Origin of the sequence: Neorhizobium sp. S3-V5DH, from assembly GCF_004343065.1 — a bacterium.
Classification (GTDB): Bacteria; Pseudomonadota; Alphaproteobacteria; order Rhizobiales; family Rhizobiaceae; genus Neorhizobium; species Neorhizobium huautlense.
The window spans coordinates 392,123-416,089 of record NZ_SMCL01000002.1; the positions used below are offsets into that span (position 1 = coordinate 392,123).

24 protein-coding genes are annotated in these 23,967 nt (G+C 61.3%); 17 read left to right on the forward strand and 7 right to left on the reverse strand.

The features are described from left to right. Nucleotides 1–14: 14 nt before the first annotated feature. Nucleotides 15–1,040 carry an RluA family pseudouridine synthase gene (locus tag EDE09_RS05420; protein ID WP_132409283.1) on the forward strand — a complete coding sequence of 342 codons (1,026 nt, stop codon included), beginning with the start codon at nucleotides 15–17 and terminating at the stop codon, nucleotides 1,038–1,040. Here the strand turns inward: EDE09_RS05420 and EDE09_RS05425 are convergent. Continuing rightward, nucleotides 1,037–1,915, reverse strand: coding sequence for a DMT family transporter (locus tag EDE09_RS05425; RefSeq protein WP_132409285.1), 879 nt, complete (start codon nucleotides 1,913–1,915; stop codon nucleotides 1,037–1,039). The two genes, EDE09_RS05420 and EDE09_RS05425, sit on opposite strands and share 4 nt — an antisense overlap. 106 nt (nucleotides 1,916–2,021) lie before the next feature. Here EDE09_RS05425 and EDE09_RS05430 point away from each other — a divergent pair, with 106 nt between their 5' ends. The 6 genes from EDE09_RS05430 to rpoH all read left to right on the forward strand — a co-directional run bounded on the left by EDE09_RS05430 (nucleotide 2,022) and on the right by rpoH (nucleotide 6,420). After that, entirely contained in the window at nucleotides 2,022–2,729 is a 708-nt protein-coding gene (locus EDE09_RS05430) for a YafY family protein (protein WP_105373071.1), read from the forward strand. A gap of 89 nt (nucleotides 2,730–2,818) precedes the next feature. Next, nucleotides 2,819–3,652 (forward strand): AraC family transcriptional regulator, encoded by an 834-nt coding sequence (locus EDE09_RS05435; protein ID WP_105373005.1) that lies wholly within the window; start codon nucleotides 2,819–2,821, stop codon nucleotides 3,650–3,652. Nucleotides 3,653–3,749: 97 nt separating this feature from the next. Continuing rightward, entirely contained in the window at nucleotides 3,750–3,911 is a 162-nt protein-coding gene (locus tag EDE09_RS28080) for a hypothetical protein (RefSeq protein ID WP_165924114.1), read from the forward strand. A gap of 78 nt (nucleotides 3,912–3,989) precedes the next feature. Then, entirely contained in the window at nucleotides 3,990–4,304 is a 315-nt protein-coding gene (locus tag EDE09_RS28925) for a DUF1127 domain-containing protein (RefSeq protein WP_342588635.1), read from the forward strand. 224 nt (nucleotides 4,305–4,528) lie between these two features. Then, nucleotides 4,529–5,314 (forward strand): class I SAM-dependent methyltransferase, encoded by a 786-nt coding sequence (locus EDE09_RS05445; protein ID WP_105373006.1) that lies wholly within the window; start codon nucleotides 4,529–4,531, stop codon nucleotides 5,312–5,314. Nucleotides 5,315–5,517: 203 nt separating this feature from the next. Beyond that, the gene (gene rpoH / locus EDE09_RS05450; RefSeq protein ID WP_105373007.1) at nucleotides 5,518–6,420 is read left to right on the forward strand and encodes an RNA polymerase sigma factor RpoH; all 903 of its coding nucleotides are present in this window, start codon (nucleotides 5,518–5,520) and stop codon (nucleotides 6,418–6,420) included. Nucleotides 6,421–6,504: 84 nt separating this feature from the next. Here rpoH and EDE09_RS28085 read toward each other — a convergent pair whose 3' ends face one another. Further along, a complete protein-coding gene (locus tag EDE09_RS28085; protein WP_157949059.1) occupies nucleotides 6,505–9,015 on the reverse strand; it encodes a hypothetical protein in 2,511 nt (836 codons plus the stop codon). Nucleotides 9,016–9,074: 59 nt separating this feature from the next. After that, nucleotides 9,075–10,373 (reverse strand): adenylosuccinate synthase, encoded by a 1,299-nt coding sequence (locus EDE09_RS05460; RefSeq protein ID WP_105373009.1) that lies wholly within the window; start codon nucleotides 10,371–10,373, stop codon nucleotides 9,075–9,077. Nucleotides 10,374–10,658: 285 nt separating this feature from the next. Between EDE09_RS05460 and EDE09_RS05465 the strand changes: the two genes are divergently transcribed. After that, a complete protein-coding gene (locus EDE09_RS05465) occupies nucleotides 10,659–11,546 on the forward strand; it encodes a DMT family transporter (protein ID WP_105373010.1) in 888 nt (295 codons plus the stop codon). Between the two features lie 46 nt (nucleotides 11,547–11,592). Here the strand turns inward: EDE09_RS05465 and EDE09_RS05470 are convergent, their stop codons facing one another. Then, nucleotides 11,593–11,841, reverse strand: a complete 249-nt coding sequence (locus tag EDE09_RS05470) for a hypothetical protein (protein ID WP_105373011.1) — start codon at nucleotides 11,839–11,841, stop codon at nucleotides 11,593–11,595. A 252-nt stretch (nucleotides 11,842–12,093) separates the two neighbouring features. Here EDE09_RS05470 and EDE09_RS05475 point away from each other — a divergent pair, with 252 nt between their 5' ends. After that, nucleotides 12,094–12,891, forward strand: coding sequence for a creatininase family protein (locus EDE09_RS05475; RefSeq protein WP_105373012.1), 798 nt, complete (start codon nucleotides 12,094–12,096; stop codon nucleotides 12,889–12,891). Here EDE09_RS05475 and EDE09_RS05480 read toward each other — a convergent pair. Further along, a complete protein-coding gene (locus EDE09_RS05480) occupies nucleotides 12,879–13,856 on the reverse strand; it encodes a LysR family transcriptional regulator (protein ID WP_105373013.1) in 978 nt (325 codons plus the stop codon). The genes EDE09_RS05475 and EDE09_RS05480 overlap by 13 nt on opposite strands. 188 nt (nucleotides 13,857–14,044) lie before the next feature. Here EDE09_RS05480 and EDE09_RS05485 point away from each other — a divergent pair, with 188 nt between their 5' ends. The 6 genes from EDE09_RS05485 to EDE09_RS05510 all read left to right on the forward strand — a co-directional run bounded on the left by EDE09_RS05485 (nucleotide 14,045) and on the right by EDE09_RS05510 (nucleotide 20,191). Continuing rightward, nucleotides 14,045–15,061 carry an ABC transporter substrate-binding protein gene (locus tag EDE09_RS05485; protein WP_105373014.1) on the forward strand — a complete coding sequence of 339 codons (1,017 nt, stop codon included), beginning with the start codon at nucleotides 14,045–14,047 and terminating at the stop codon, nucleotides 15,059–15,061. A gap of 167 nt (nucleotides 15,062–15,228) precedes the next feature. After that, complete coding sequence (locus EDE09_RS05490; RefSeq protein WP_105373015.1) at nucleotides 15,229–16,053, forward strand: ABC transporter ATP-binding protein; 825 nt, start codon at nucleotides 15,229–15,231, stop codon at nucleotides 16,051–16,053. Continuing rightward, nucleotides 16,050–16,841 (forward strand): ABC transporter permease, encoded by a 792-nt coding sequence (locus EDE09_RS05495; RefSeq protein WP_132409287.1) that lies wholly within the window; start codon nucleotides 16,050–16,052, stop codon nucleotides 16,839–16,841. The genes EDE09_RS05490 and EDE09_RS05495 overlap by 4 nt, the downstream gene beginning before the upstream one ends. Before the next feature lie 47 nt (nucleotides 16,842–16,888). After that, nucleotides 16,889–18,202, forward strand: a complete 1,314-nt coding sequence (locus EDE09_RS05500) for a cytosine deaminase (protein ID WP_105373017.1) — start codon at nucleotides 16,889–16,891, stop codon at nucleotides 18,200–18,202. Between the two features lies 1 nt (nucleotide 18,203). Further along, a complete protein-coding gene (locus tag EDE09_RS05505) occupies nucleotides 18,204–19,610 on the forward strand; it encodes an FAD-binding oxidoreductase (RefSeq protein ID WP_105373018.1) in 1,407 nt (468 codons plus the stop codon). Then, nucleotides 19,610–20,191, forward strand: a complete 582-nt coding sequence (locus EDE09_RS05510; RefSeq protein WP_105373019.1) for an NAD(P)H-dependent oxidoreductase — start codon at nucleotides 19,610–19,612, stop codon at nucleotides 20,189–20,191. The genes EDE09_RS05505 and EDE09_RS05510 overlap by 1 nt, the downstream gene beginning before the upstream one ends. Here the strand turns inward: EDE09_RS05510 and EDE09_RS05515 are convergent. Further along, the gene (locus tag EDE09_RS05515; protein WP_105373020.1) at nucleotides 20,188–21,474 is read right to left on the reverse strand and encodes a DUF3422 family protein; all 1,287 of its coding nucleotides are present in this window, start codon (nucleotides 21,472–21,474) and stop codon (nucleotides 20,188–20,190) included. The genes EDE09_RS05510 and EDE09_RS05515 overlap by 4 nt on opposite strands. Nucleotides 21,475–21,695: 221 nt before the next feature. Between EDE09_RS05515 and EDE09_RS05520 the strand changes: the two genes are divergently transcribed. Both EDE09_RS05520 and EDE09_RS05525 read left to right on the forward strand, forming a co-directional pair. After that, complete coding sequence (locus tag EDE09_RS05520; RefSeq protein WP_105373021.1) at nucleotides 21,696–22,889, forward strand: low temperature requirement protein A; 1,194 nt, start codon at nucleotides 21,696–21,698, stop codon at nucleotides 22,887–22,889. An 81-nt stretch (nucleotides 22,890–22,970) separates the two neighbouring features. Then, nucleotides 22,971–23,519 (forward strand): hypothetical protein, encoded by a 549-nt coding sequence (locus EDE09_RS05525; RefSeq protein ID WP_245422931.1) that lies wholly within the window; start codon nucleotides 22,971–22,973, stop codon nucleotides 23,517–23,519. Here the strand turns inward: EDE09_RS05525 and EDE09_RS05530 are convergent. Then, nucleotides 23,516–23,905 (reverse strand): RidA family protein, encoded by a 390-nt coding sequence (locus EDE09_RS05530; protein WP_105373023.1) that lies wholly within the window; start codon nucleotides 23,903–23,905, stop codon nucleotides 23,516–23,518. The genes EDE09_RS05525 and EDE09_RS05530 overlap by 4 nt on opposite strands. Between the last annotated feature and the right edge of the window lie 62 nt (nucleotides 23,906–23,967).

A 23,967-nucleotide genomic window follows, 5' to 3' on the forward strand; every position in this document is an offset into this window, starting at 1 on the left:
ACCGGAAAGATTAAATGAACGATCCCTTTAACGAGATAGAGCGCCCGAGGAAAGTCCTCACTGCCGGAGATGAGGCCGAAGGGCGGCTCGACGCCTGGTTGACCACCGTCCTGGAAGGTGAGTTTTCACGAAGCCGCATCAAGGCGCTGATCGAACAGGGCGCTGTGCTTCTGAACGGCAAACCGGTGACGGAGCCGAAGAAGAAGATCCATATGGGGGACACGGTGGAAATCACGCTTCCCGAGCCGGAGGATCCCGAACCCAAGGGCGAGGACATTCCGCTTGAGGTCCTCTACGAGGATGACGACCTGATCGTCATCGCCAAGCCCGCCGGTCTGGTCGTGCATCCCGGCGCCGGCAACTGGACCGGCACCCTGGTGAATGCACTGATCCATCATTGCGGCGACAGCCTCTCCGGCATCGGCGGCGTCCGCCGTCCCGGCATCGTCCATCGTCTCGACAAGGATACCAGCGGTGTGATGGTCGTCGCCAAGAACGACATCGCCCACCGCCATCTTGCCGAGCAGTTCGCCGACCATGGCCGCTCCGGTCCGCTGGAGCGCGCCTATCAGGCCGTGGTCTGGGGCCGCCCCGCCATGCTGCGGGGCACGATCGATGCTCCGCTCGGCCGCTCCGGTGCCGATCGCACCAAGCGGGCGGTGAAGCGCGAGGACAGCGACGACGCCCGCGAGGCAGTTACCCATTACGAGGTGATCGAGCGCTTCCACGAAAAACCGGACGCCACGGCGCTGGCATCCCTGATCGAATGCCGGCTGGAAACCGGCCGGACCCACCAGATCCGCGTCCACATGGCGCATGTCGGCAACCCGCTGATCGGCGACCCGGATTATTCCGCGGGTTTCAGGACCAAGGCGAACCTTTTGCCCGAAGCGGCAAAGACCGTCGTCAACAGTTTCCCGCGCCAGGCGCTGCACGCCTATCTGCTGGTCTTCGAACATCCCCGCACCGGCGAGGTGATGGAATTCGAGGCGGCGATGCCGGAGGACATGCAGGAACTGGTCGAGGCGCTGCGGGCTTAAGGGCCGACTTCGATCCCGACTTGACGCCGACGCAGATCCCACAGCACGTGGAAGAGGACCCCCGCCATGACGATGCTGCCGCCGATCACGGTTGCCTCGTCCAGGCTTTCGCCGAGAAACAGCCAGACCCAGAGGGGTGCGAGCGGCGCGTCGAGTGCGCCGATCAGCGCCGTCTCGACGGGTGGCAGAAGACGGGATCCATGAAGCAGCAGGCCGATGCCGAGCGCGAACCCCAGGATGCCGAAGAAGGCGACGATCGCGATATCTCCCAGCGAAGCTGAGAACGGCGATGCAAATGACAATGCGGCGAGCGCACTGAGGAAGGCTGCGAGCCCGGCAGAGGGAAGAACCGGTTGAGCCGGGTAACGGCGCATCAGTACGGTCATCAGGGCCACGCAAACGGTCATCCCCAGAGCCAGGAAATCTCCGAAAAGGCTGCCGGCCTCCCCTGTCCCGACCATCACGACAACCCCGCCCACGGCCGCCACGCTGGCCGCCACCGCGCTCCGCCCCGGCCGTTCCCCGAGTAGGAGGAAACCGAGGCCAGCCGAGACGAACGGGCATGTCGCGAAAATGATCGAGACATGCGCAACGCTCGTCTCAAGCAGCGCCGCAATGAACAGAACCATGCCGGCCGCGGAGACGACGGCAATCGCGATCCCCGGCCAGCCCAGGCGACCAAGTCCATGAAGCTTGCGCTGCGGCGACGTGATCAGGAAGAACAGGAATAGGGCTGCGCCCCCGGCAAGACCACGCCAGACGAGGATCGTCGCACTGTCCAGCGATACCAGTCGCGCCATCAGTCCCGCCGTGCTGAGGGCGATGGTGGAAAACAGGATGATGACAAGGCCGGCGACATAGGGCGAAGATTTCATTGGCTGTCCCGAAGGCTGGGTGCGATTGAAGCCGGACTAACAGATTGGTGCTGACAGCAGCCTGTCAGCAGTGTTCAATCGCCTGAGATCACCTTGGAGTGCAATGATGGCGCGTTCGAGCCGCATGTTCGAGATCATCCAGATGTTGCGCGCCTCCCGATCGCCGCTGACGGCCGAAGCGATTGCCTCCCGTCTGGAGGTGACGAAACGGACGGTCTATCGGGATATTGCGGCACTGCAGGCGACCCGCGTGCCGATCGAGGGTGCCGCCGGCATCGGTTATGTGATGCGGCGCGGCTTCGATCTCCCTCCCCTGATGTTCACTCCGGAGGAGATGGAAGCGATAACCGTCGGCCTGTCGCTCATCGGGCGCACCGGCGATCGCAGCCTGGAAGATGCGGGCAGCGCCGCGATGGCCAAGATCAATTCGGTCCTGCCTTCCTCCCAGCCGCCGATCGGCGAAACCCATCTTCTGGTCTCCTCCTGGCATGCGATACCGGATTCGACGGTCGACATGCGCCTGTTGCGTCGTGCCATCCGCGAAGAACGCAAGCTGAGCTTCTGTTACCGCGATGGAACCGGTCATGAGACAAAGAGGACGGTCTGCCCTCTTGCCGTCGTCTACTATATCGACGGCGTGCTGCTTGCCGGGTTTTGCGAACTGCGCCAGGATTTTCGCCACTTCCGCCACGACCGTATTTCCAAATGCGAAACTCTCGATGCGGAGTTCAGGGGCCGAAGTGCCGCCTTGCGCCGGATGTGGCGCAGCTCGCATGAGCTTTTCCATTACGAGGACGGAGAAAACTCGCCCTAAGACGCGGCAGCCGCCTCCTGCGCAGGTGTCGAAACGGGTGGCTGTCGGGGCCGTCAAGGCTTATATTGCGTTCAACAGATGAGAGGCACATGAGCCAGTTCGCCGTCAAAAAACTGCTCGATACCGGCCTGATCACGGTCCGCGACGTCATGTGCAATGGCGAGTGCCGTCACCGCAGCGGCGAGGAGTGCTCGCATGCGACAAGCCTCGTCTTTCCCTATCGCGGCGTGTTCATGCGCCACGTCGGCCGCGACGACACGGTGGCCGAAGCCAATCAGGTGCTCTTCTTCAACTGCGACGAGGGCTATCAGATCAGCCATCCGGTCGAAGGCGGCGATGCCTGTCTCAGCATGGATGTTCCCGAATCCATGCTGGAAGAACTGGTCCCCAGCGAACATCGGAATCCGAAAGGCTCCCGCTTCGTCTTCAACAAGCAGCGCCTCCGGATAGACGCCCGCGCCCAGGCGCTTGTGGCGCTGCTGCGCCACAGCCTGCTTCGCGGCACTGCCGAGACGCTGGAGGCGGAAACGCTGGGCTTGACGCTGGTGCGCCGGGCGGTAGGCGAACGAACCGCCCATGCCGCGAGCGCAAGCGCGGGACGGCAGAAGCTGGTGGACCGCGCCAAGCTTGCCCTTTCCGCAGATCTGACCCGCCGCTGGACGCTGGCAGAAATAGCGAGGGAGGCGGGCGTTTCGCCCGTTTACCTCACTCAAGTCTTCCAGCAGGTCGAGGGCACCCCGCTCTACCGTTACCAGCTTCGCCTCCGGCTCGCCCGCGCGCTCGATCTGCTCGGCAGTTATGACGACCTGACCCAGCTCGGGCTGGAACTGGGCTTCTCAAGCCATAGCCATTTCTCGTCCGCCTTCCGTCAGGCCTATGGCCGCACACCCGCCGAATTCCAGCGCTTTGCGGGATTGCGGTAGAGCACCCTTTCCGAAAGTCGCTAAAGATTCTGACAGCGGCCGGTCGGCCGACATGGTTTCCTTCTCCCGTAAAAAGCCAACATCGGGAGATGACACCATGAAAGAGAACACCTGCGCCGCCTGCGATTGCGAACTCGATTCAACGCGCATTGCCGTGAAGATCGGCGGCAAGACGGTCGAGGTCTGCTGCGAGGAATGTGCCGAAGCCCTTCGCGAGGCCGAAGCGGCAGCACGCACCGCGCAAGCCGGCGCCAAGTAGCCGGTCGGACCGCGAGGCGGATGATAGCCCGCCTCGCATCCTGCCGGGCACCGGCAGACAATTACAAGGAGAACAGCAATGAAGAACGAGAACCGGGCGGTCTTCGACCGCATGCCGGAGCCATGCGACTTTGCCTTTCAACTGCCGCACCGGGACGACGGCAAGCCTCTGGAGGATACAGACAACGCCTCAACACATCGTCTCGGATTGATGCTTTCACGGCTCATCATGCTGGTCGTCAGAAAATTCCGTGAGCATCGAAACCGGATGGCACTCCTGGAGTTGACGGATGATCAACTGAAGGATGTCGGCCTTTCGAGGAGCCAGGCCTATGGCGACTACAGCCGATATCGCCGGAGCGGTTCGCACCCTCTAGAACGAAAATGCCTGTAGGCATTATGCGAGACGAGGTCCAGACGTCGCCAATATAGTTCGAGCTGGAAGTGAGCATTGCGCATAGATCAATCGGATTAGGCTCTCGTCAAATTTTTGCTCCATTTGTCTTACTTGTTGCAATGCAAAATATCGTCCGGCGAAATTCAACCAGGGCGGGAGATGTACATCGCGTGATCTCAAAACGTCGGCTCGACAACTACAGACCGAGGAACGAGCAAGGCATGAACTCAACCCTCCGGAAGTTCATTTTCCACGACCTTCAGACAGTCGAGGGATATATCGACCCGCCGGACGCGCTGGTCTTCCTCTCGCTTCTGCAGGCCCAGAAGCGAGAGGGGATGGAGGGAGGACTTGCCGAGATCGGGGTGTTTTACGGGCGTTCTTATTTTCTGCTGAAGAAGATCTGCGAAGACGGGGACAAAGTTCTCGGGATCGATCTTTTCGATATCGGCCAGGTAGCGGACGGCTCTGCCACGCAATACCGACGCTTCATCGAAAACGGTCAGCGGCTCGGCGTTCCCGTCGATGAGGACCTGATCATCAAGGCAGACAGCACCGGGTTGCAGGCGGAAGACATCATCGCCAGGATCGGCCGGCCGCGCTTCTTCAGCATCGACGGCGGCCACATGCTCGATCACATCACCGCAGACAGCACGCTCGCGATGGATACGCTCGCCGACCACGGCGTCATTGCCTTCGACGACACGTTCAATCCGGCCTGGCCGGAGGTGACGGTCGGCGTCGCCGATTTCCTGCGGCAGCAGAAGAGCGCGTTCTCGACCTTCTGCATGACAAAATACAAGACCTATGTGTGCCGCAGGCAGTTCCATGAATTCTACTACAATGCGATCACCGAGGCTTCGGATCTGCTCGCCTTCCGTCACGTGGAGACTGAATTCCTCGGCTCGAAGGTGGCAAGACTGCACAATCCCATGAGCCGCCGGATGGTATATGAATTGATGATCCGGTCCGGAATGCGGAAGTTTTCCGAGCGCGTATATCGCTGAGAAGCCCGGGAACATTACCACATTGTAATGATATAACGCCGCCGTGATCACTTGAACCACGGTTCTGCCGTACTTATTTGTTACGTGGGTTGGTGCGGGGTCGGAAATGACCCGTGCGGCCTTGGCTCGCCTCAGCATGCATTAACACCTTGAAGATTGCCACACGTAAGAGGGAGCCGACAACGATCGGAAAGGGGTGCTTTATGGCCCGCAATACTCTGCCTTCAATTACCGCCGGCGAAGCCGGTCTCAACCGTTATCTCGATGAAATTCGCAAGTTTCCGATGCTGGAGCCCCAGCAGGAATACATGCTGGCGAAACGTTACGCCGAACATGGCGACCGCAATGCCGCCCATAAGCTTGTGACGAGCCATCTGCGCCTCGTCGCAAAGATTGCCATGGGCTATCGCGGTTATGGTCTGCCGATCGGCGAAGTCGTGTCCGAGGGCAATGTCGGCCTCATGCAGGCCGTCAAGAAGTTCGACCCGGAACGCGGTTTCCGCCTGGCAACCTATGCCATGTGGTGGATCAAGGCCTCGATCCAGGAATATATCCTGCGCTCCTGGTCGCTCGTTAAAATGGGCACCACCGCCAACCAGAAGCGGCTTTTCTTCAACCTGCGCCGGCTCAAAGGTCGGATCCAGGCGATCGACGAAGGCGATCTGAAGCCGGATCAGGTTGCTGAAATCGCCACCAAGCTCAATGTGTCCGAGGAGGAAGTGGTTTCCATGAACCGCCGCCTGTCCGGCGACGCTTCGCTAAATGCGCCGATCCGCGCCAGCGAAGGTGAAGCGGGACAGTGGCAGGATTGGCTGGTGGACGACCGCGACAGCCAGGAAGAAGTGCTGATCGAGCAGGACGAACTGGATACGCGCCGCCGGATGCTCTCCAAGGCCCTGAGCGTACTGAACGACCGCGAACGCCGCATCTTCGAAGCACGCCGCCTCGCCGACGAGCCGGTCACCCTGGAAGAGCTGTCGTCGGAGTTCGACATCAGCCGCGAACGCGTGCGCCAGATCGAGGTCCGCGCCTTCGAGAAGGTGCAGGAGGCCGTCCAGAAGGAAGCGCTTGCCCAGGCAAACGCCCTGCGCGTGGTCGACGCTTAACAGCAGCCGGACCGGCGCCACCGAAATAAATACAAAAAAGGCCCGGCGTCGTTGCCGGGCCTTTTCGTTTTAAGCCGAAAATCCTTACTGCCCGGTGGCGGGTGCCCCGAGCGTGGCCCATTCCCTGATAGCTTCGGCGAAGATCCGCTCGCCTTCCGGCCCCTTCTGGAGGGTGAAAAGCGCGCGGCGGCCGTTGCGATAGGCAACGGGAATGTCGATCCAGTTGCGACTGCGCAAGAGCTCCAGATTGGTGGTGCGGGCGTCGGGGAAATCGTTGAGCGCGATCATGTGGAAGTCATCGGTGATCTTGGCCGGCACGGCGATGAGCGCATTGCCGCGATCCTGTTCCGTCTGCTTCATGGCGATGCGCTGCACGCTGTCGATCGCGCCGCCTTCGAAATCCGGCGGCACCGCGAAGACGATCTCCACGAGATGGCTGGCTGGCAGCGATGGATCGCCGTTGCGTTTGACGGTGACGAGCGCCGTCAGGCCGCGGCCCGGAATGTTGATCCGTCCCTGGATAACCGGCTCCGGTCGGCCGTTCGCGCCCGGCTCGCGCTGGAGCGACCATGAGACCGCGCCTTCGATCGCCGTGGGCGCCGTCTGGCCGATCCGCTCCTCGTAGAGGAACATCTTTTCCCCGGCGAGCGCCGGGGCGTCGGATGGATTGGCGGACGGTGCGGCAGCACCCTGATCCGGCGTAGCCTGCGGGGTTTCGGTTGGTCCGGCACCCGGAGCAGGTGCGGCACCTGCGGGTGCGCCGGGCTCGGGCGTCGCGGCCTGAGCGGCCGGCGGCGTATTGAGCTGAGCGACCGACTGCCCCTCTGCATTCTGCGCAAGACCGCCCGTGCCGCCCGGCCCATCGTCGACTTCGCTGCCGTCTGCCATCAGGCGCTGGGTAAATTTCGTCGTCGTGGTGGATCCGTCCGCCGGAGCGGGAGTGGCGGGAGTGGCTGGCGTCGCGGGAGTGGCGGGCGCTGCGGCATTGGTCTGCGGTGCCGGCGGAGGCGTTTGGCTCGGTGCCGGGGTCGCGGGTGCGGGAGCCGGCGTCTGCTCTGCGGTCTGCGTCGTCGGCGCGCTCGACTGGAACAGCCCATCCACCATATCGTTCAGCGAATCTCGGTTCAGCCAGATCGCGTAACCGCCGGCACCCACGAGAGCCAGGCCGACGATGGCAAGGATGATGCCCGCATAATTCCGCTTGCGCACCGGGGTCACCCGATAGGGCCGGGCCGGCGCAGGCATCAGATCGTCCGCATCCGCCTCGCTGTGCAGAGTGCTGCTGCGGGAGGTGCCTCCCGGTAGAGGAGCGTCCTTGTTGAAGCCGATCAGTTCTTCCAGATCGGCCCAGGGATCGCTTTCCGCGGTCTTCTCTCCCGGCTTCGACTGCGGATCGAGATAGTCTGCGATCGGGTCCTTGGCTGCCGCTGCGACCGCCGCATTCGCCACGGGGAGGTCGGAGACCGGAGGCATCCGGACCGTATCGGCCGAAACGTGGGTTTCCGAATCGAAATGCGCCTCGACCGGTGTAGCCGTCAATTCGTGGCCGGCAGGACCGGCTGGCACGAGTTCGGGAACTTCATTCCATACGGCAGCGACATTCGCGGCGGCACCGGCGGCCGGCGCAGCCTCAGGCTGGGACGGTGCCCATCCCCAATCTTCTTCAGCCTTCGGAGGTTCTTCCGCGGCCTGCTCCGGTTCCAGGGGATGCGGCTCGCCGGCCCATTCCTGAGCGAATTCAGGCTCGTTCGGACGCTGGTCTTCTCCGCTCCGGGTGGGATATGGAAAATCGTCTTCGGCGGCGACGGGCTCGGCGGCCGCCGGCTCCGACAGGGGCTCAGGCTCCAGTGGAGGCGGCTCGTCAGGCCAGACAGCGGGCTGCACCGCCTCAGTCGCCGGCTCGTCGTAATCGAAAACCGTCGGGGCTGAAGGAGCCCCTTCCGGTGGCATGTCGTCGCGCCAATCGCCGTATTGGTGGCCTGCGGCCGGCTCGTCAGCTGGTGCAGCCGCGACTTCCTGCTCTTCATGGAAGCTGGGCTGCTCGACAACCGGCGCCGTCTCTTCCACGGCCTGCTGTTCTGTCTCGGCTGGTGCCGGCTCCTCTACGACGGTAACCGTTTCGGGCGCCTGGTAGTCGTCCTCCCGGAAAACCGGTGCCGATTCGTATTCGGCCGGTGCCGGTGCAGGCTCGGCGGCCTCCTCCACAGCGATCTGCTGTTCTTGCGCATATTGTTCGGGAGAGACAGCCTCTCCTTCGACAGTCTCGGCAACTTGCGCAGCAGGTTCTTCGCCGGCTTCGGCCACCGGCTCGGCGGCGACCGGTTCGACAACGGCTTCTTCGGCTGGATGCCCCGCCGGGGCCTCGTCGACGACGGGCGCCAGCGCTTCGGCATGCTCACTCTCGACATCGACGATCGCGGCCTCGAGCTTCTCCATCTGCCGGCGCAGCATGTCTTCCGGTGGGCGCGGCTTCATGTTCTCGAGCTGCCGCTGCACGGCGCCACGAGCCTTATCATACACCTTCGCGCGCATCTCCGGCGTATTGCTCGCCAGTCCGTCAACCGCGCGGCGGATAACCGCAACAAAATCAGCCATCAGCACTTTCTCATGATCGCCAATCCGAAGATCAGCCGAATGGTAACCAATTTTTGACTTTAATCTTCAAATGGGTCGGTCACAAGTATGGTGTCTTCCCGCTCAGGACTGGTGGAAAGTAGCGCGACGGGCGCGCCAATCAATTCCTCCACCTGGCGGACATACTTGATGGCCTGGGCCGGGAGATCGGCCCATTTGCGGGCGCCGACCGTCGATTCCTTCCAGCCTTCCAGCGTGACGTAAACCGGCTCGACACGAGCCTGCGCGCCCTGGCTTGCCGGGAGATGATCGATCTGAACGCCGTCGAGCTTGTAGCCAACGCAGATCTTTAATTCGTCCAGGCCGTCGAGCACATCGAGCTTGGTCAGCGCAATTCCGGTGATCCCGTTGGTCGCGACCGACTGGCGCACAAGCGCGGCATCGAACCAGCCGCAGCGGCGCTTACGGCCGGTAACCGTTCCAAATTCATGGCCTTTTTCCCCAAGAAATTGACCGATCTCATCCTTGAGTTCGGTCGGAAACGGGCCTTCGCCGACGCGAGTCGTGTAAGCCTTGGTGATCCCGAGGATATAGCCGAGCGTACCCGGCCCCATGCCGGAGCCGGCCGAAGCCTGGCCGGCGACGGTGTTGGATGAGGTCACGAAGGGATAGGTGCCGTGGTCGATATCGAGCAGCGACCCTTGAGCGCCTTCGAAGAGGATGCGGGCGCCCTTGCGACGTTCCTTGTCGAGCAGTTCCCAGACGGTTTCCCGGAAAGGCAGTACGCGCGCGGCGACCGAGGTGAGTTCCTGCATGATCGCCTCGTGCGAGATCTCCTTTTCGCCGAGGCCGCGCCGAAGCGCATTGTGGTGGGTGAGGATACGGTCGACCTTGCCGGGCAGCGTGTCCATGTCGGCCAGGTCCATGACACGGATGGCACGGCGGCCTACCTTGTCCTCATAGGCAGGACCGATGCCGCGGCGGGTGGTGCCGATCTTGGTGCCGCTGTTGGAGGCGGCATCTTCGCGAAGACCGTCGAGTTCGCGGTGCAGGGAGAGAATGAGCGTCGCATTGTCGGCGATGCGGAGATTTTCCGGCGTGACCTTCACACCCTGTCCGGCGAGTTTGTCGATCTCGGCAACCAGAGCATGCGGATCAAGAACGACGCCGTTGCCGATCACGGAGATCTTGCCGCCCCGCACGATCCCGGACGGGAGAAGCGAAAGCTTGTAACTGACGCCATCGATAACGAGCGTATGGCCGGCATTGTGACCGCCTTGGAAGCGCACGACGATATCGGCGCGTTCGGAAAGCCAGTCGACAATCTTGCCCTTGCCTTCGTCACCCCATTGCGAACCAACCACGACTACGTTCGTCATCTCTGCTTCCTGTACTGCGGGCAAAGCCCCACACGACCATACGCGCACCTACCGTAGATCGTTTTTGACCTACGGGTCGATGCGCCACTTAGATTTAGGCTCCGTTTCCGGATAAGGATATCCGCGAACAGTGCAAACGCGCGCATCTATAATGCCTTGGCCGAAGGAAAGCGACCTGTTTGTGACTCGCTCGCGGTTTTTACGTGACAAATGCGTGAGCGGCGGGCTATTTCCCGGCCCCGACTGTTGATACCGGCGCCCTACGGCCGGTGCCGGAGAATTGTTTTGCACAAAAAGGCCTATCTTTCCCTCGTCATTGCCACCTTGTGCTGGGGCGGCAATGCGGTGGCCGGCAAGCTCGCCGTCGGCCATGTCAGCCCGATGATGCTGACCTTCTGGCGCTGGTTCGCCGCCGTTGCAATCATTTTCGCGATCTCGGTGCCGCAACTGGTGAAGGACTGGCCGATCGTCAGGAAGAACCTGCCGATTCTCATCTTCCTGGGCGTCATAGGTTATGTCGTTTTCAACGCCGCGCTCTATACCGCCGTCAACTACACGACGGCGATCAACGTAACGGTTGAGCAGGCTGTCATCCCCATGCTGATCTTCGTCATCAACTTCCTGCTGTTCCGCATGAAGGTTTCCTGGGCACAGATCCTCGGCTTCACCCTCACCTTGTTCGGAGGCGTGATTACCGCCGTCCACGGAGATCTCGGCACGCTGGTGACGCTCACCGTCAATTTCGGCGACGCAATCATGATGATCGCCGTCATGGCTTACGCCATCTACACCGTTGCGCTCAGATGGCGGCCGCAGGTCAATTGGCGCACCCTGATGGCATTCCCCGCCCTCTTTGCGCTCATCTTCACGACACCGCTCGTCTTCTGGGAATATTCCGCCGACCGGCTGATCTGGCCCGATACGAGGGGCTGGCTGATCGTGCTCTATACGGGCATCTTCGCCTCGCTGATCGCACAGGTTCTCTATATCGTCGGCGTCCAGAAGATCGGCGCCAACAGGGCCGGCCTGTTCATCAATCTCGTTCCCGTCTTCGGGACGCTGCTCTCGGTCGCCATTCTCGGCGAAGCCCTGCAGGTCTTCCACATCGTCGCGCTGGCGCTCGCCCTCGGCGGGATCGCAATCGCCGAATGGGGAAAACCCGTCTCCGCATAATGGTGGAGACGGGCAAGTCGGTTGCCGGTAGTTGAGGCTGTCGAAATCAGATGTTGTGGTAAACTGCGGGAGGCAGTTGGCCTTGCGCGGCCCGGCTGTCCGACGGATCGAAGATCAATGCCTCGTCCACCATACGCTCCTCAGTTCCCATCGACCGGCTTTCGACAGCCGGAACCTGAACGACAGGCACGGAAGAGAGCGCCCGGGCAAAACCACCCGCACCGGCGGCTTTGGCTTCCTTGCCGGAAATGAGGGCCGTCAGAACGACCGCGGAAATAATGAGCTTCTTGATCATTGCGCTGCACCCCGTTTGTCGAGCGGCTTGGTCGCCGTCTTGTCTCTTATGGCACAACCATATGCGGCAGGGCTCTCGGCGCGATTAAGCGGATAGATGCAATTTTATTGAAATCCGCCTTTTTCTTGCCATGGCACAGCCGGCCTCCCTGTCTGCGCTCAAAAAGGCAACGCGCTGGGCGGAAATTGATGCTTTTCGAGACGTGCCCGATCTCCTAACCCTGTCACAAACATCAGGAAAGGCAGGGGCAGCATGGGCAAGCCGTTTTACTGGAACGAACTCAATACCCTCGATTTCGCGCAGCTTTCGCCCGAAAAAACCATCGCCATTCTGCCGATCGCCTCGACCGAGCAGCACGGTCCGCACCTTCCGATCGCCACCGACGTGGTGATCGCCAACGGTATGCTTGCGGAACTGAAGGCGCAGCGGCCGGAGGATCTCGATTTCCTGATCCTGCCCACCCAGGAAATCGGCAAGGCCAACGAACACGTCTATGGTCCAGGCACCCTCTCCTTCGGTGCCGAACTCCTCATTCCGATGTGGACGGCCATCGGCGCCAAGGTAGCAGAAGCCGGCGTGAAGAAGCTCGTCATCGTCAATTCCCATGGCGGCAATGTCGATATCATGAGCATTGTCGGTCGCGAGTTGCGCGTCCGCTACCAGATGGCGGTGATCGGCACGCAGTGGGGCCGCTTCGGCAATCCGGAAGGGCTGATCGGCGAGCATGAGCAGAAATTTGGCATCCATGGCGGCGAAGTCGAAACCTCGCTGATGCTGCATTTCCGCCCGGATCTGGTGCGGATGGACAAGGCTCAGAATTTCGTTTCCAAGGCGGAATGGATGAAGTCTCAATCGAAATTCATCCAGCCGACGCCCCCGCATGCGCTCGCATGGCTTGCCCATGACCTCAATCCGAACGGCGTGGTGGGCGACGCATCGAAAGGCACGGCCGAAAAGGGCGCTTCGATCTGCCGCCATCAGGTTGCCCGTTTTATCGAGATGCTGCGCGATTTCGCAGCATATTCGCTCGACAATCTCTACTCGCGCTGATCCTGCTCCCGCTGGACATCCCTCGCCTGTGGCTGAGGCGGCACATGCCCCTTCGCCTGCAGCTCTCCGACGAGGCCTGAGAGTTCCGACAAGAGAAATTCGACGAATAGGCTGGTGGCGGTATCGAGCGTGGCGCGCGAGCGGGCAAAGAGCTTCATCGGCTGATGACGTGCATGCGGATTGGCGAGCGGCCGGAAAACCAGTTCGCCGCGCCGGCATTCCTGAAGCACGTCGAGTGGATTGAGGAGCGTCAACCCGGTGCCTGCCTTCACGAGCTGCTTCAGCATTTCCGAGGCATTGGTTTCCACGATCGGCTCGACCGGAATCGAGAAGGGCGAAAGCGCCAGATTGATGACGTTGCGCAGGCTCGTGCCCGGCTGCGAAAGCACCAGCGGCTCCTGCACCACCTCGGCCAGATCGACCGCGCCCTCGCCCGCCAGCCTGTGTCCCGGCGGCATAACCACCCCGATCGGAATATCGAAATTGGCGAGCGTCCGGATGCCGGGCGTCGCCGGGATGTTGAAACCAATACCGATGTCGACCTCGCCGTTTACCACCGGCTGAATGGTGTTCGAAGGGCCGTCGTTCCTCAAGTGTATGCGCACACGCGGGTGCTCGGCGACGAACCGCGCGATGATATCAGGCAATGGTCCCGCCGCCAGTCCCACCGTCGCCACCAGCGCCACCTTGCCGGCCTGCGGCATCTTGAGACCGCGGATGCGCGATTCCATCCGCTCATAGGTTTTGAGAACTTCGCGGATGTGTTCAATGCACAATTCTCCGGCAGCGGTGAGCTTCAGCCCGCGAGGCATGCGCTCGAAAATCGGCACCCCTAACTCCTCCTCCAGCGCCAGGATCTGCCGGTTGATCGCCGACGATGCAACATTCAGACGGGTTGCCGCCTTGCGGATCGATCCGCAACGGGCGATCTCATCGATATAAAGCAGCTTTCGCGAATGCAGCATTTTACATCACCCCCGTTGCATCATTTTTGACCATGCCGCACAATTTGGCATGTCATTTTTCGACCGATGCCGGAAAGGCATCAATGCGGACGAAATTTGATGCTTTTCAAAGAGCAACGCAACCGTACAAATGCTGGAAAAGAAATACTCTCACGATGCCGCAGGGTTTAACAGGGGAACGAAACCACATGTCCAATTCATTGACTATGAAGAGTTTTCTGGCGGCGCTCGGCCTCTCTGCGATGGTGCTCGCAGCGGCTCCGGCAGCGGCGCTCGATGAAGTATCCTACGGCACCAACTGGCTGGCCCAGGCAGAGCACGGCGGCTTCTACCAGGCCGTGGCCGATGGGACCTATGAGAAGCATGGCCTGAAGGTGACGATCATCCAGGGCGGCCCGCACGCTGCCAACCGCGCGCTTCTGATCGCCGGCAAGGTGGATTTCTACATGGGCGGGCCGCTCGGGGACATGGATGCCGTCAAGCAGGGCATTCCGCTGGTCAGCGTCGCCTCGATCTTCCAGAAGGACCCGCAGGTCCTGCTCGCCCATCCCGACGCGGGCGTCGAAAAGTTCGAGGACCTTGCCAATCTCGATACGATCTTCATGGGTAAGGAAGGCTATGTCACGTATTTCGAGTGGATGAAGAAGAACTTCAAGGGCTTCCGCGATGAACAGTACAAGCCCTATACCTTCAATCCGGCTCCCTTCATCGCCGACAAGAAGTCCGCACAGCAGGGTTATCTGACCTCCGAGCCCTATGAGATCGAAAAACAGGCTGGCTGGGCGCCGAAAGTGTTCCTCATCGCCGATGCCGGCTACGGCCCCTATTCGACGATGATCACCACGACGCAGCCGATGCTCGACAAGAAGCCTGAGGTCGTGCAGCGTTTCGTCGATGCGTCGATCGAAGGATGGTACAACTATCTCTACGGCGACAACAAAGCCGCCAACGATCTGATCAAGAAGGACAATCCGGAAATGACGGACGGTCAGATCGCCTATTCCATCGCCAAGATGAAGGAATACGGAATAGTGGTTTCCGGCGATGCCGAGACCAAGGGCATCGGCTGCATCACCGACGAGCGCTACAAGAAGTTCTTCGACTCGATGGTGGCAATCAACGTCCAGCCTGCCGACCTCGACTACAAGAAGGCCTATTCGACCAAATTCGTCTGCAAGGGCGTCGGAATGGCGCTTAAGAAGTAGAGTAGACGGTGCGGCATACTTAATCCTCCCTCGCGGGGAGGGTGCCGGCAGGCGGGAGGGTTTTCCGCGCAAGAGCCCCCTCTCCAACCGTTCCCCACAAGGGGGACTTAACCTCGCGCGCCGCCGGGCACCCAGCGGCGAATGCCGCCCTTCTGATCGAGTGAAGCATGACCACGTCCCAAGCCCCGTTGATGCCTGCTCCCGGAGACAGCCGCAAACGCCCGCTGGTCGTGATGCGCAGCGTCTCCAAGATGTTTTCGAGCGGCACGCTCGCATTGTCCGACATGTCGCTGACTGTCGAGGGCGGTGAGTTCGTGAGCCTGCTTGGTCCCTCCGGTTGCGGCAAGTCGACGGCACTCAGGATCATCGCGGGGCTCGGCGATGTCTCGGCCGGCACGATCGACTGGCCGAGTTCCCGCATCAATTCCAAGGGTCTGCCCGAAGGCGACATATCCTTCGTCTTTCAGGAACCGACGCTGATGCCGTGGCAGACGGTATTCGGCAATGTTCACCTGCCGCTTAAGCTGCGCGGGGTTTCGAAAACCGCCGCCCGCGACGAGATCATGGAGACGCTTGCAACCGTCGGCCTTCAGGATTTCGCCGATGCTTATCCCCGCGAGCTTTCCGGCGGCATGAAGATGCGCGTCTCGATCGCCCGCGCGCTGGTCACCAAGCCGAAGCTGTTGCTGATGGACGAGCCCTTTGCGGCATTGGACGAAATCACCCGCCAGAAACTCAATGACGATGTGTTGAGGCTCTGGCACGAAACGGGCATCACCGTGATCTTCGTCACCCACTCCGTCTTCGAATCCGCCTACCTCTCGAACCGCATCGTGGTGATGAAGGCACGGCCGGGCCGGGTTCATGCGGACTTCCCGCTGAAGACGAGCATGTCGCGCGATGCGCATTACCGCACGTCGGAAGAATACCGGCAGGCCTGTGAAAAGGTTTCCAACATGCTCCTGGAAGCGATCGGCGGGGAGGAACACTGATGGCAGATGATCCGATCCTTACGCCTCTGAAGCCGGGCCTCTTCGCTCGCAACCGGGAGACGCTGCTGCGCACGCTGATCCCCATTTGCGTGGTGGTCGGCCTGATCCTGCTCTGGCAGTTCATCATCAGCGTCAACGGCATTCCGCAGTATATTCTGCCCGGGCCGCTGGCGGTGGCGAACTCGCTCTATAACGACTGGGGCACGCTTTGGCCCGCCCTCTGGGTCACGACGCAGATCACCCTGCAGGCGCTGGCGCTGGCGCTGATCGGCGGCGTCGGCATCGCCATTTTCCTCGTCCAGTCGAAATGGATCGAGACGGCCTTCTATCCGATTACCGTCATCCTGCAGGTGACGCCGATCGTGGCGATCGCGCCGCTGATCCTGATCTACGCGCCGACGACCCAGGTCGCGCTTCTGATCTGCGCATTCCTCGTCGCCTTCTTTCCAATCCTGTCGAACATGGTGCAGGGTTTGAAGAGCGTCGACCATAACCTGCTCAACCTCTTCGACCTCTACGGCGCCTCGCGCTGGCAGACGCTGCTTTACCTGAAGCTCCCCTCCTCGCTTCCCTATTTCATGACAGGATTGAGGATCGGCGGCGGACTGGCGCTGATCGCAGCCGTGGTGGCGGAATTTGCGGCGGGTTCCGCGGGCGCTGGCTCCGGTCTCGCCTTCCGCCTGCTGGAGTCCCAGTATCGTCTCAACATTCCGCGTCTTTTTGCAGCGCTGATCCTGCTTTCGGTGCTGGGCGTGGTGATCTTCATGATTACCTCCTTCATCGCCTAGGCTTTCCTGCATCGCTGGCATGAGAGCAGCCTCAAGAGAGAAAACTGATGCCTGGCGAATTCATGACGCTTCCCGATGCCCGTCGTTTTGCGCTCGTCAACGCCACCCTGCCGGCGGTCCTCGTCAAAGGTTTTTCCGCACCGGCAAAGGAAGGCTTGATAGGGGCGGATCTGATCATCTCGGACGGCAGGATCGAAAGGATACTTCCGGCCGCCACCGCACCTGCCGATCTGGTGAAGGTGGACATGCGCGGCGGCATGGTCTGGCCTTGCTTTGTCGACATGCACACGCATCTCGACAAGGGCCATTTCTGGGACCGCAGACCGAACCCGGACGGCACGTTCGAAGGCGCACTGATGAACGTGCGCGAGGACCGCATCGCCAACTGGACGGCGGAGGACGTCCGCACCCGCTTCGAATTCTCGCTGAAGAGCGCCTATGCCCACGGCACGAAGCTGATCCGCACCCATCTCGACAGCATACCGCCGCAGCCGGATATCTCGTTCCCGCTGTTTGCCGAACTGCGCGAGGAGTGGAAAGACCGGATCGCGCTGCAGGCGGTAGCTCTCCTGCCGCTGGAATGCGTGCCCGACCAGGCGGTCTTCAACGGCATCGTCGCGACGGTGAGACGTTATGGCGGGCTGCTTGGCGGTGCCACACGCATTCTCCCGGACTTCGAAAACATCCTCGATAGCCTCTTCCGGGCAGCCTCCGACAACGGCCTCGACATCGACCTGCATGTGGATGAGACCGAGGACAAACAGGTCCTGACGCTCGAAACCATCGCCGACGCCAAACGCCGCAACCGCTTCGAAGGTTCGGTCACCGTCGGCCATTGCTGTTCGCTCGCCCGCCAGGATGACGACACCGCCAAACGCGTTGTCGACAAAGTCGCGGAAGCCGGGATTTCAGTCGTCTCGCTGCCGATGTGCAACATGTATCTGCAGGATCGCCACGCCGGCCGCACCCCCCGCTGGCGCGGCGTCACGCTATTCCACGAATTGGCCGCGGCCGGCGTGAAAACGGCCGTCTCCTCGGATAATACCCGTGACCCTTTCTACGCCTATGGCGACATGGATCCGGTCGAGGTGTTCCGGGAGGCCGTACGCATCCTGCATCTCGACCACCCGCTCGACACCTCCGCCCGCGTCGTCACCTCGACGCCAGCGGAAATCCTCGGCCGGCCCGATATCGGCGTCATCGCCGAAGGTGGCCCCGCCGATCTCGTGCTCTTCAGCGCCCGCCGCTGGAGCGAATTCCTCTCCCGTCCGCAGGCCGACCGCATCGTGATGCGGAATGGCATGGGCATCGACCGTCGCCTGCCGGATTACCGTGACCTGGACCCGATTCTGGAAAGATAAGATGGCAGATTACGCACAGATCAAGAAAGAGCTCGAAGGCATTGCGGTGGAGGACAATCCGGCGCTGGTGCGCCAGAAGAGCCGCGATTTCTACTGGTATTCCCCAATCCTGAAAGAGGAACTCGACACCGTCACCGCCGATCTCGTCGTCTCGCCGAAGACCGAGGAAGAGGTCATTCAGGTTCTAAAAGTCGCTTTCGCGCACGGCGTGCCGATCACCCCGCGCGGCGCCGGCACCGGCAATTACGGACAGGCCATGCCGCTCTCCGGCGGTATTGTGCTGAACCTCATCAACATGAACAAGATCAAGGAGATTCATCCCGGCCGCGTCATTGCCGAACCCGGCATCGTGATCGCCGAACTCGACCGCCAGACCAAGGCCCATTCCGGTCAGGAACTGCGCTTCCACCCCTCGACTGCCCAGACGGCGACGATCGGCGGCTTCATCGCCGGCGGTTCGGGCGGTGTCGGCTCGATCCACTGGGGCGGCCTGCGCGACCTCGGCAATATCCTGCGCCTGCGCGTCGTCACCATGGAAGCCGAGCCGCGCGTGCTCGACCTCACCGCATGGGACCTGCAGAAGGTGACCCATGCCTACGGCACCAACGGCATCATCGTCGAGGTGGAGATGCCGCTCGCACCGGCTTATGATTGGGTCGACGTGCTGGTCGGATACGACGACTTCATGGATGCCGTGCGCTTCGGCGATCAAATCGCCCATAAGAACGGCATCCTCGTCAAGGAAATCGCGCCGATCGCCGCGCCGATCCCCTACGACTTCTTCCCGCGCCACAAGCCTTTCATCCGCCATCGCGGCCAGTCGATCTGCGTGCTGATGGTGGCGCCGCATTCCATGGATGCCTTCACTGCCTTTACCGAACGCCAGAAGGGCGAAATCCTCTTCCGTTCCGACAGGGTGGAAAGCATGAAGGGCATCCCGCATGCCTATGAGCTTGCCTGGAACCATACGACGCTCCGCGCGCTGAAGGTCGATCCGAACTTCACCTATCTGCAGGTCCAGTATCCGGGACCCGACCATGTTGCCAAGGTCGAGAAAATGGTGAAGATTTTCGGTGATGAAGTGCCGGGCCACCTGGAATTCATCAAGTTCGACGGTCGCATGCAGTGCTCCGGCCTGCCGCTGGTGCGCTATACGACCAGGAAGCGTCTGGAGGAGATCATCAAGATACATCAGGACAATGGCTGCCCGATCTTTAACCCGCACCGCTATACGCTGGAAGAAGGCGGCATGAAGCAGACGGACGTGGTGCAGCTCGCCTTCAAAAAAGAGACCGATCCGAAGGGCCTGCTCAACCCCGGAAAGATGATCGCCTGGGAGAATCCGGACTTCGATTTTTCGGCGGGCAAGAACTACCTCTTCCCCGGCCTTGCCGTCGCGGGGGGCTGATGAAGGTTCTGCTTCTTCACTCGCATCCGGTCGAATCGAGCTACGGCGCTGCCCTGCATGCCGCAACCCGCGAAAGCCTCCAGAGGGCTGGCCACGATGTGGATGACTGCAATCTCTATGCCGAAAACTTCAATCCGGTCCTCTCGCGCGAAGAGCGGATCGGCTATCACGACGTGCCGGACAATATCGAGCCGGTCCGTTCCTATGTGGAGAGGCTGCAGGCTGCCGAAGCGCTGGTGATCGTCACCCCGATCTGGAACTTCGGCTGGCCTGCCATTCTGAAGGGTTATTTCGACCGCGTCTGGCTGCCGGGCGTAACCTTCGATCTGGCGGACGGCGTGCTCACCCGCAAGCTCACCAATATTCGCAAGGTCGGCGTGGTATTGACCTACGGCGCCACCCGTTGGCGGGCCTTCATGGCCGGCAATCCGCCAAAAAAGATTGCTACGCGCGTGCTCCGGGTCACCACCAATCCGGCTCGCAGGGTGATGTTCCTTGCTCACTACGACATGAACAATTGCACGCCGGAAACCCGAGCCGCATTCCTTGCCAAGGTGAAGCGGGAGATGGAGCGGTTTTAGGGGTTCGGCTGGACGTGGTCGTCCTTGTGGCTTTTGCGGATACGCCTGACCAGCAGCCAGACCGCGATCACTACGATCGGAACCGCAGCGCCGGTCAGCGTTTCCGGGGCGATATGGACCCCGATATTGTGGGCAAACTTCGCGAGATAGCCCACAAGCCCGATCACGTAATAGGAAATGGCGGCAACCGAGAGGCCTTCGACGGTCTGCTGCAGGCGAAGCTGCAGATGGGCGCGCTGGTTCATGGAATCCAGAAGCTTGGTATTGAACTTCTGCAGATCGACGTCGATCCAGCTTCTGAGAAGCGCGGTCGCCCGCGCCAGCTTGCGCGAAAGGTTCGCCTGCCGCTCTTCGACCGACTGGCAGGTCCGCATCGCCGGGGCGAGCCGCCTCTGAAGGAACGAACCGAGCGACTCGTTGCCCGACACCGGCTTTTCAGCCAGCATCGCGACGCGTTCGAGAACGATATTGTAATAAGCCCGGCTCGCGCCGAACCGGTAGAGGCTGAGCGCCGCATTGGCTTCAAGCTCGGCCGCCAGCCGGGTGATCTCCGCAAGCATCGCGTCGGCCTCCTGCCGGGCATGCTGCTTCATGCGTTGCGTCACGGCCGTAAGGCCGGTTTCGATCCGGCGGATCTCGGGCGACAGGGTCAGCGCAAGGGGCAATCCCATCATAGCCAATGTCCGATAGGTCTCGATGTCGAGAATGCGCTGGACCAGGGCGCCACGACCGCCGTCGGTCATTCCGTTGTCAAGGATGAGAAATTTGGTAAGCCCGTCGCCGTCTTGACGGAAATCGGTCACGACGGTTGCCTGGCCATCGGCGACGATGCTTCGACAGAGGCTGGTCGGATCGAAACTGGCGATCACCTGGCTGAGGTCTTCGTTCGCCGGCCGAATCTCGATCCGGACACCGGAAATGAACGGACCTGGGGCCTTGAAGCTGGCGCCAAACGGGTTGACCGGAACGTCTCCGCCGAACAGGACAGGGGCCGGCGCGTCCCAGAAATAGGTGGAAAATTCGGTATGTTTTTCCCAGCGCAGCGTGCCGTTGCCCCAGTTCATCGTGTGATGGCTGGTGTCTGCGGCCGGTGGCGCCACCCCCTGCCCCAGCGACATATCCGCCAGGATCGCCCGATCGGCTTCAAAGTTCGCTTCCGTCAGGAAGGCGAGCTGGAAGATCACCCGCGGAAGCGAGACGAGAGTATAGGGACGCGAATGGACTTCTCCGAGCGCACGCGCTCGAATGTCGGCGGCTGGAAACGAAAAGCTGCGTCTCGTCATGCACCCTCTCCCCCGATGAGCGCTGCTGGCAAACTAGCTATTATCAAATGCCAGCCATAGCACGAAGCGACCGTTTGACGCAGACAGACGAAGAGAGAGGGGGGTACCGAATGGATTAGCGTGTGTCGGAGACCCATGAAGCGTCGCGAGGTTCATGCTTGCCATCGGATGGATCTGCCTTCAGAAAACGGGGGATCGGATTTTTCGGCTGGAGGGGCAAGATGAGCAACATGTATTCCTTGAAAGATCGCATCCTGCGCCCTCTTCTCCCGCGCGATCCCGACGAACATCATCGCGCTGCGACGCCGCTGGAACTGCTTTTCGATCTGGTGTCGGTCATCGCGATTGCATCCGCCGCCGCGGGGCTGCACCATGCAATTTCGGAAAACCACGCAGGCCAGGGTATCGTCATCTACCTGATCGCGTTCTTTTGCATTTGGTGGGCCTGGATGAACTTCACCTGGTTCTCGTCCGCCTACGACAACGACGATGTCGTCTACCGGCTCTTGACGATGATCCTGATGGGCGGATCACTGACCATGGCGGCCGGCATCCAGTTCCTGTTTACCGCAGTACCGGATCTGACCATGGTGGTTTTCGGCTACATCGTCATGCGTCTCGCCATGGTGGTGCTCTGGCTGCGCGCTGCCTACCATGATCCCGCCCACCGCAGGACCAATGTCGCTTATGCCGTGGGAATCTTCCTCGTGCAGATCTACTGGCTGATCTTCCTCGGGACACAGCTGTTGTCGACCGGGTTCGGATACGCCCTCTGGGCCCTCGGCGCCCTGCTAGAACTCGCGGTTCCCGCCATTGCTGAACCGCTGACCAAGAACACGCCCTGGCACCGCCATCACATCATGGAACGTTACGGGCTCCTGAACATCATCGTGCTCGGCGAAACCCTGCTTGCCGGCTCCATCGCGCTCCGCCAGTTCACAGGCGAGTTCAATCTGATGCTGGTGCACACCGCGCTTTCGGCACTGGTTATCGTCTTTGCGCTCTGGTGGGCCTATTTCGCCCGGCAGGAACACCTCGGCAGCCACAGGCTGAGTCGCGCGCTGCAATGGGGTTATGGGCATTTCTTCATTTTCACCTCCGGTGCAGCAGTGGGTGCTGGCTTTGCCGTGCTGGTCGACGTCATCACCCACCATGCCGAGGTTCCGCTTATCGTCGGCGATTACGCGGTGGGGATTCCGGTCGCGATATATTTCGCAAGCCTCTGGTTCGTGCGTGACCGCTTTGCCTGCAACGGCGCGGCGCGTTATGCGCTCCTCGTTTTCGGTCTGCTGGGCCTGATTGCACCCGCGGTCGGGCTTGGAATCGGCGGGATCGCGGCGGCCGCGGTGTTCGGGGTCATCGCCCGCAACTGGCTCGCCACCCGGTCGGTTCCGATGCCCGCAGCGGCTCACTAAACTTTTCTTTAAATTTTACCGGTTATTAATCTCTCAGAACCGAGTGATTAAGCGATGCGTATTGCGTTTTTCATCGCCCTCATGGCCCTGTCCCTGACCGCCTGCGCCTCCGCGCCGAGCCGGGTTACCGATGCCTGCGCGGTTTTTGAACAGCGCGACGGGTTCTTCAACAATTGGGCCCGCGATGCCAAAAAGGCCGAACGCGAGTTCGGCGTCCCCGTGCCGATCCTGATGGCGACGATCTATGTGGAATCCGGCTTCAGGGCTAATGCCCGCCCGCCGCGTACCAAACTGCTCGGCTTCATTCCCTGGAAGCGTCAGTCCACGGCATATGGCTACGCCCAGGCATTGGATGGCACCTGGCTCACTTACAAGAAGGACACCGGCCGCTGGAGCGCCAGCCGCTCCGACTTCGGCGACGCCATCCATTTTGTCGGCTGGTACCACAACCAGAGCCATGTGAAGAACGGCATCCCGTTGAACGACAGCTACAACCTCTACCTCGCCTATTATTCCGGCCAGGCGGGATACGAGCGCGGCCAGTTCTCGTCAGGAACCCGGCAGGCAGCGCAGAAGTCCGCCGGCATGGCCGCCAAGTATGAAGCGCAACTGAGGCGCTGCGGCTACTAAAACACCTTCGCGGCCGTGACTTCCACCTCGACGAGGAATTCCGCGCGTGTAAATCCGCCGACGATGAGAAGCGTCGAGACCGGCTTGGGGTCGAGCGTGTAGCGGTCGCGCACCGCCATGTAAGCGGGAAAATCCTCGCGGCTGGTGACGAAGCCCGAGATGCGGATCACATCCGCATAGGTCATGCCCGCCTCCTCCAGGATCGCGCCGATCGCCTGGAAACAAAGCTCCGCCTGCCGCGTGACATCAGGCGGGATCCTATCCTCCGGTGATATTCCGAGCTGGCCGGAGGTGACGAGCAGGCTGGCACCGGGCGGCACCAGCAGGCCGTGATTATAAGCGCCGAAAGGCCTGCGGACGGCCGGTGGGTTGAAAACGCGCTTCATGGCAACAACCTCTTTCTCTTTCAGGCATATCTGGAATCGACAGCAGTAGACCGGCATTCGGG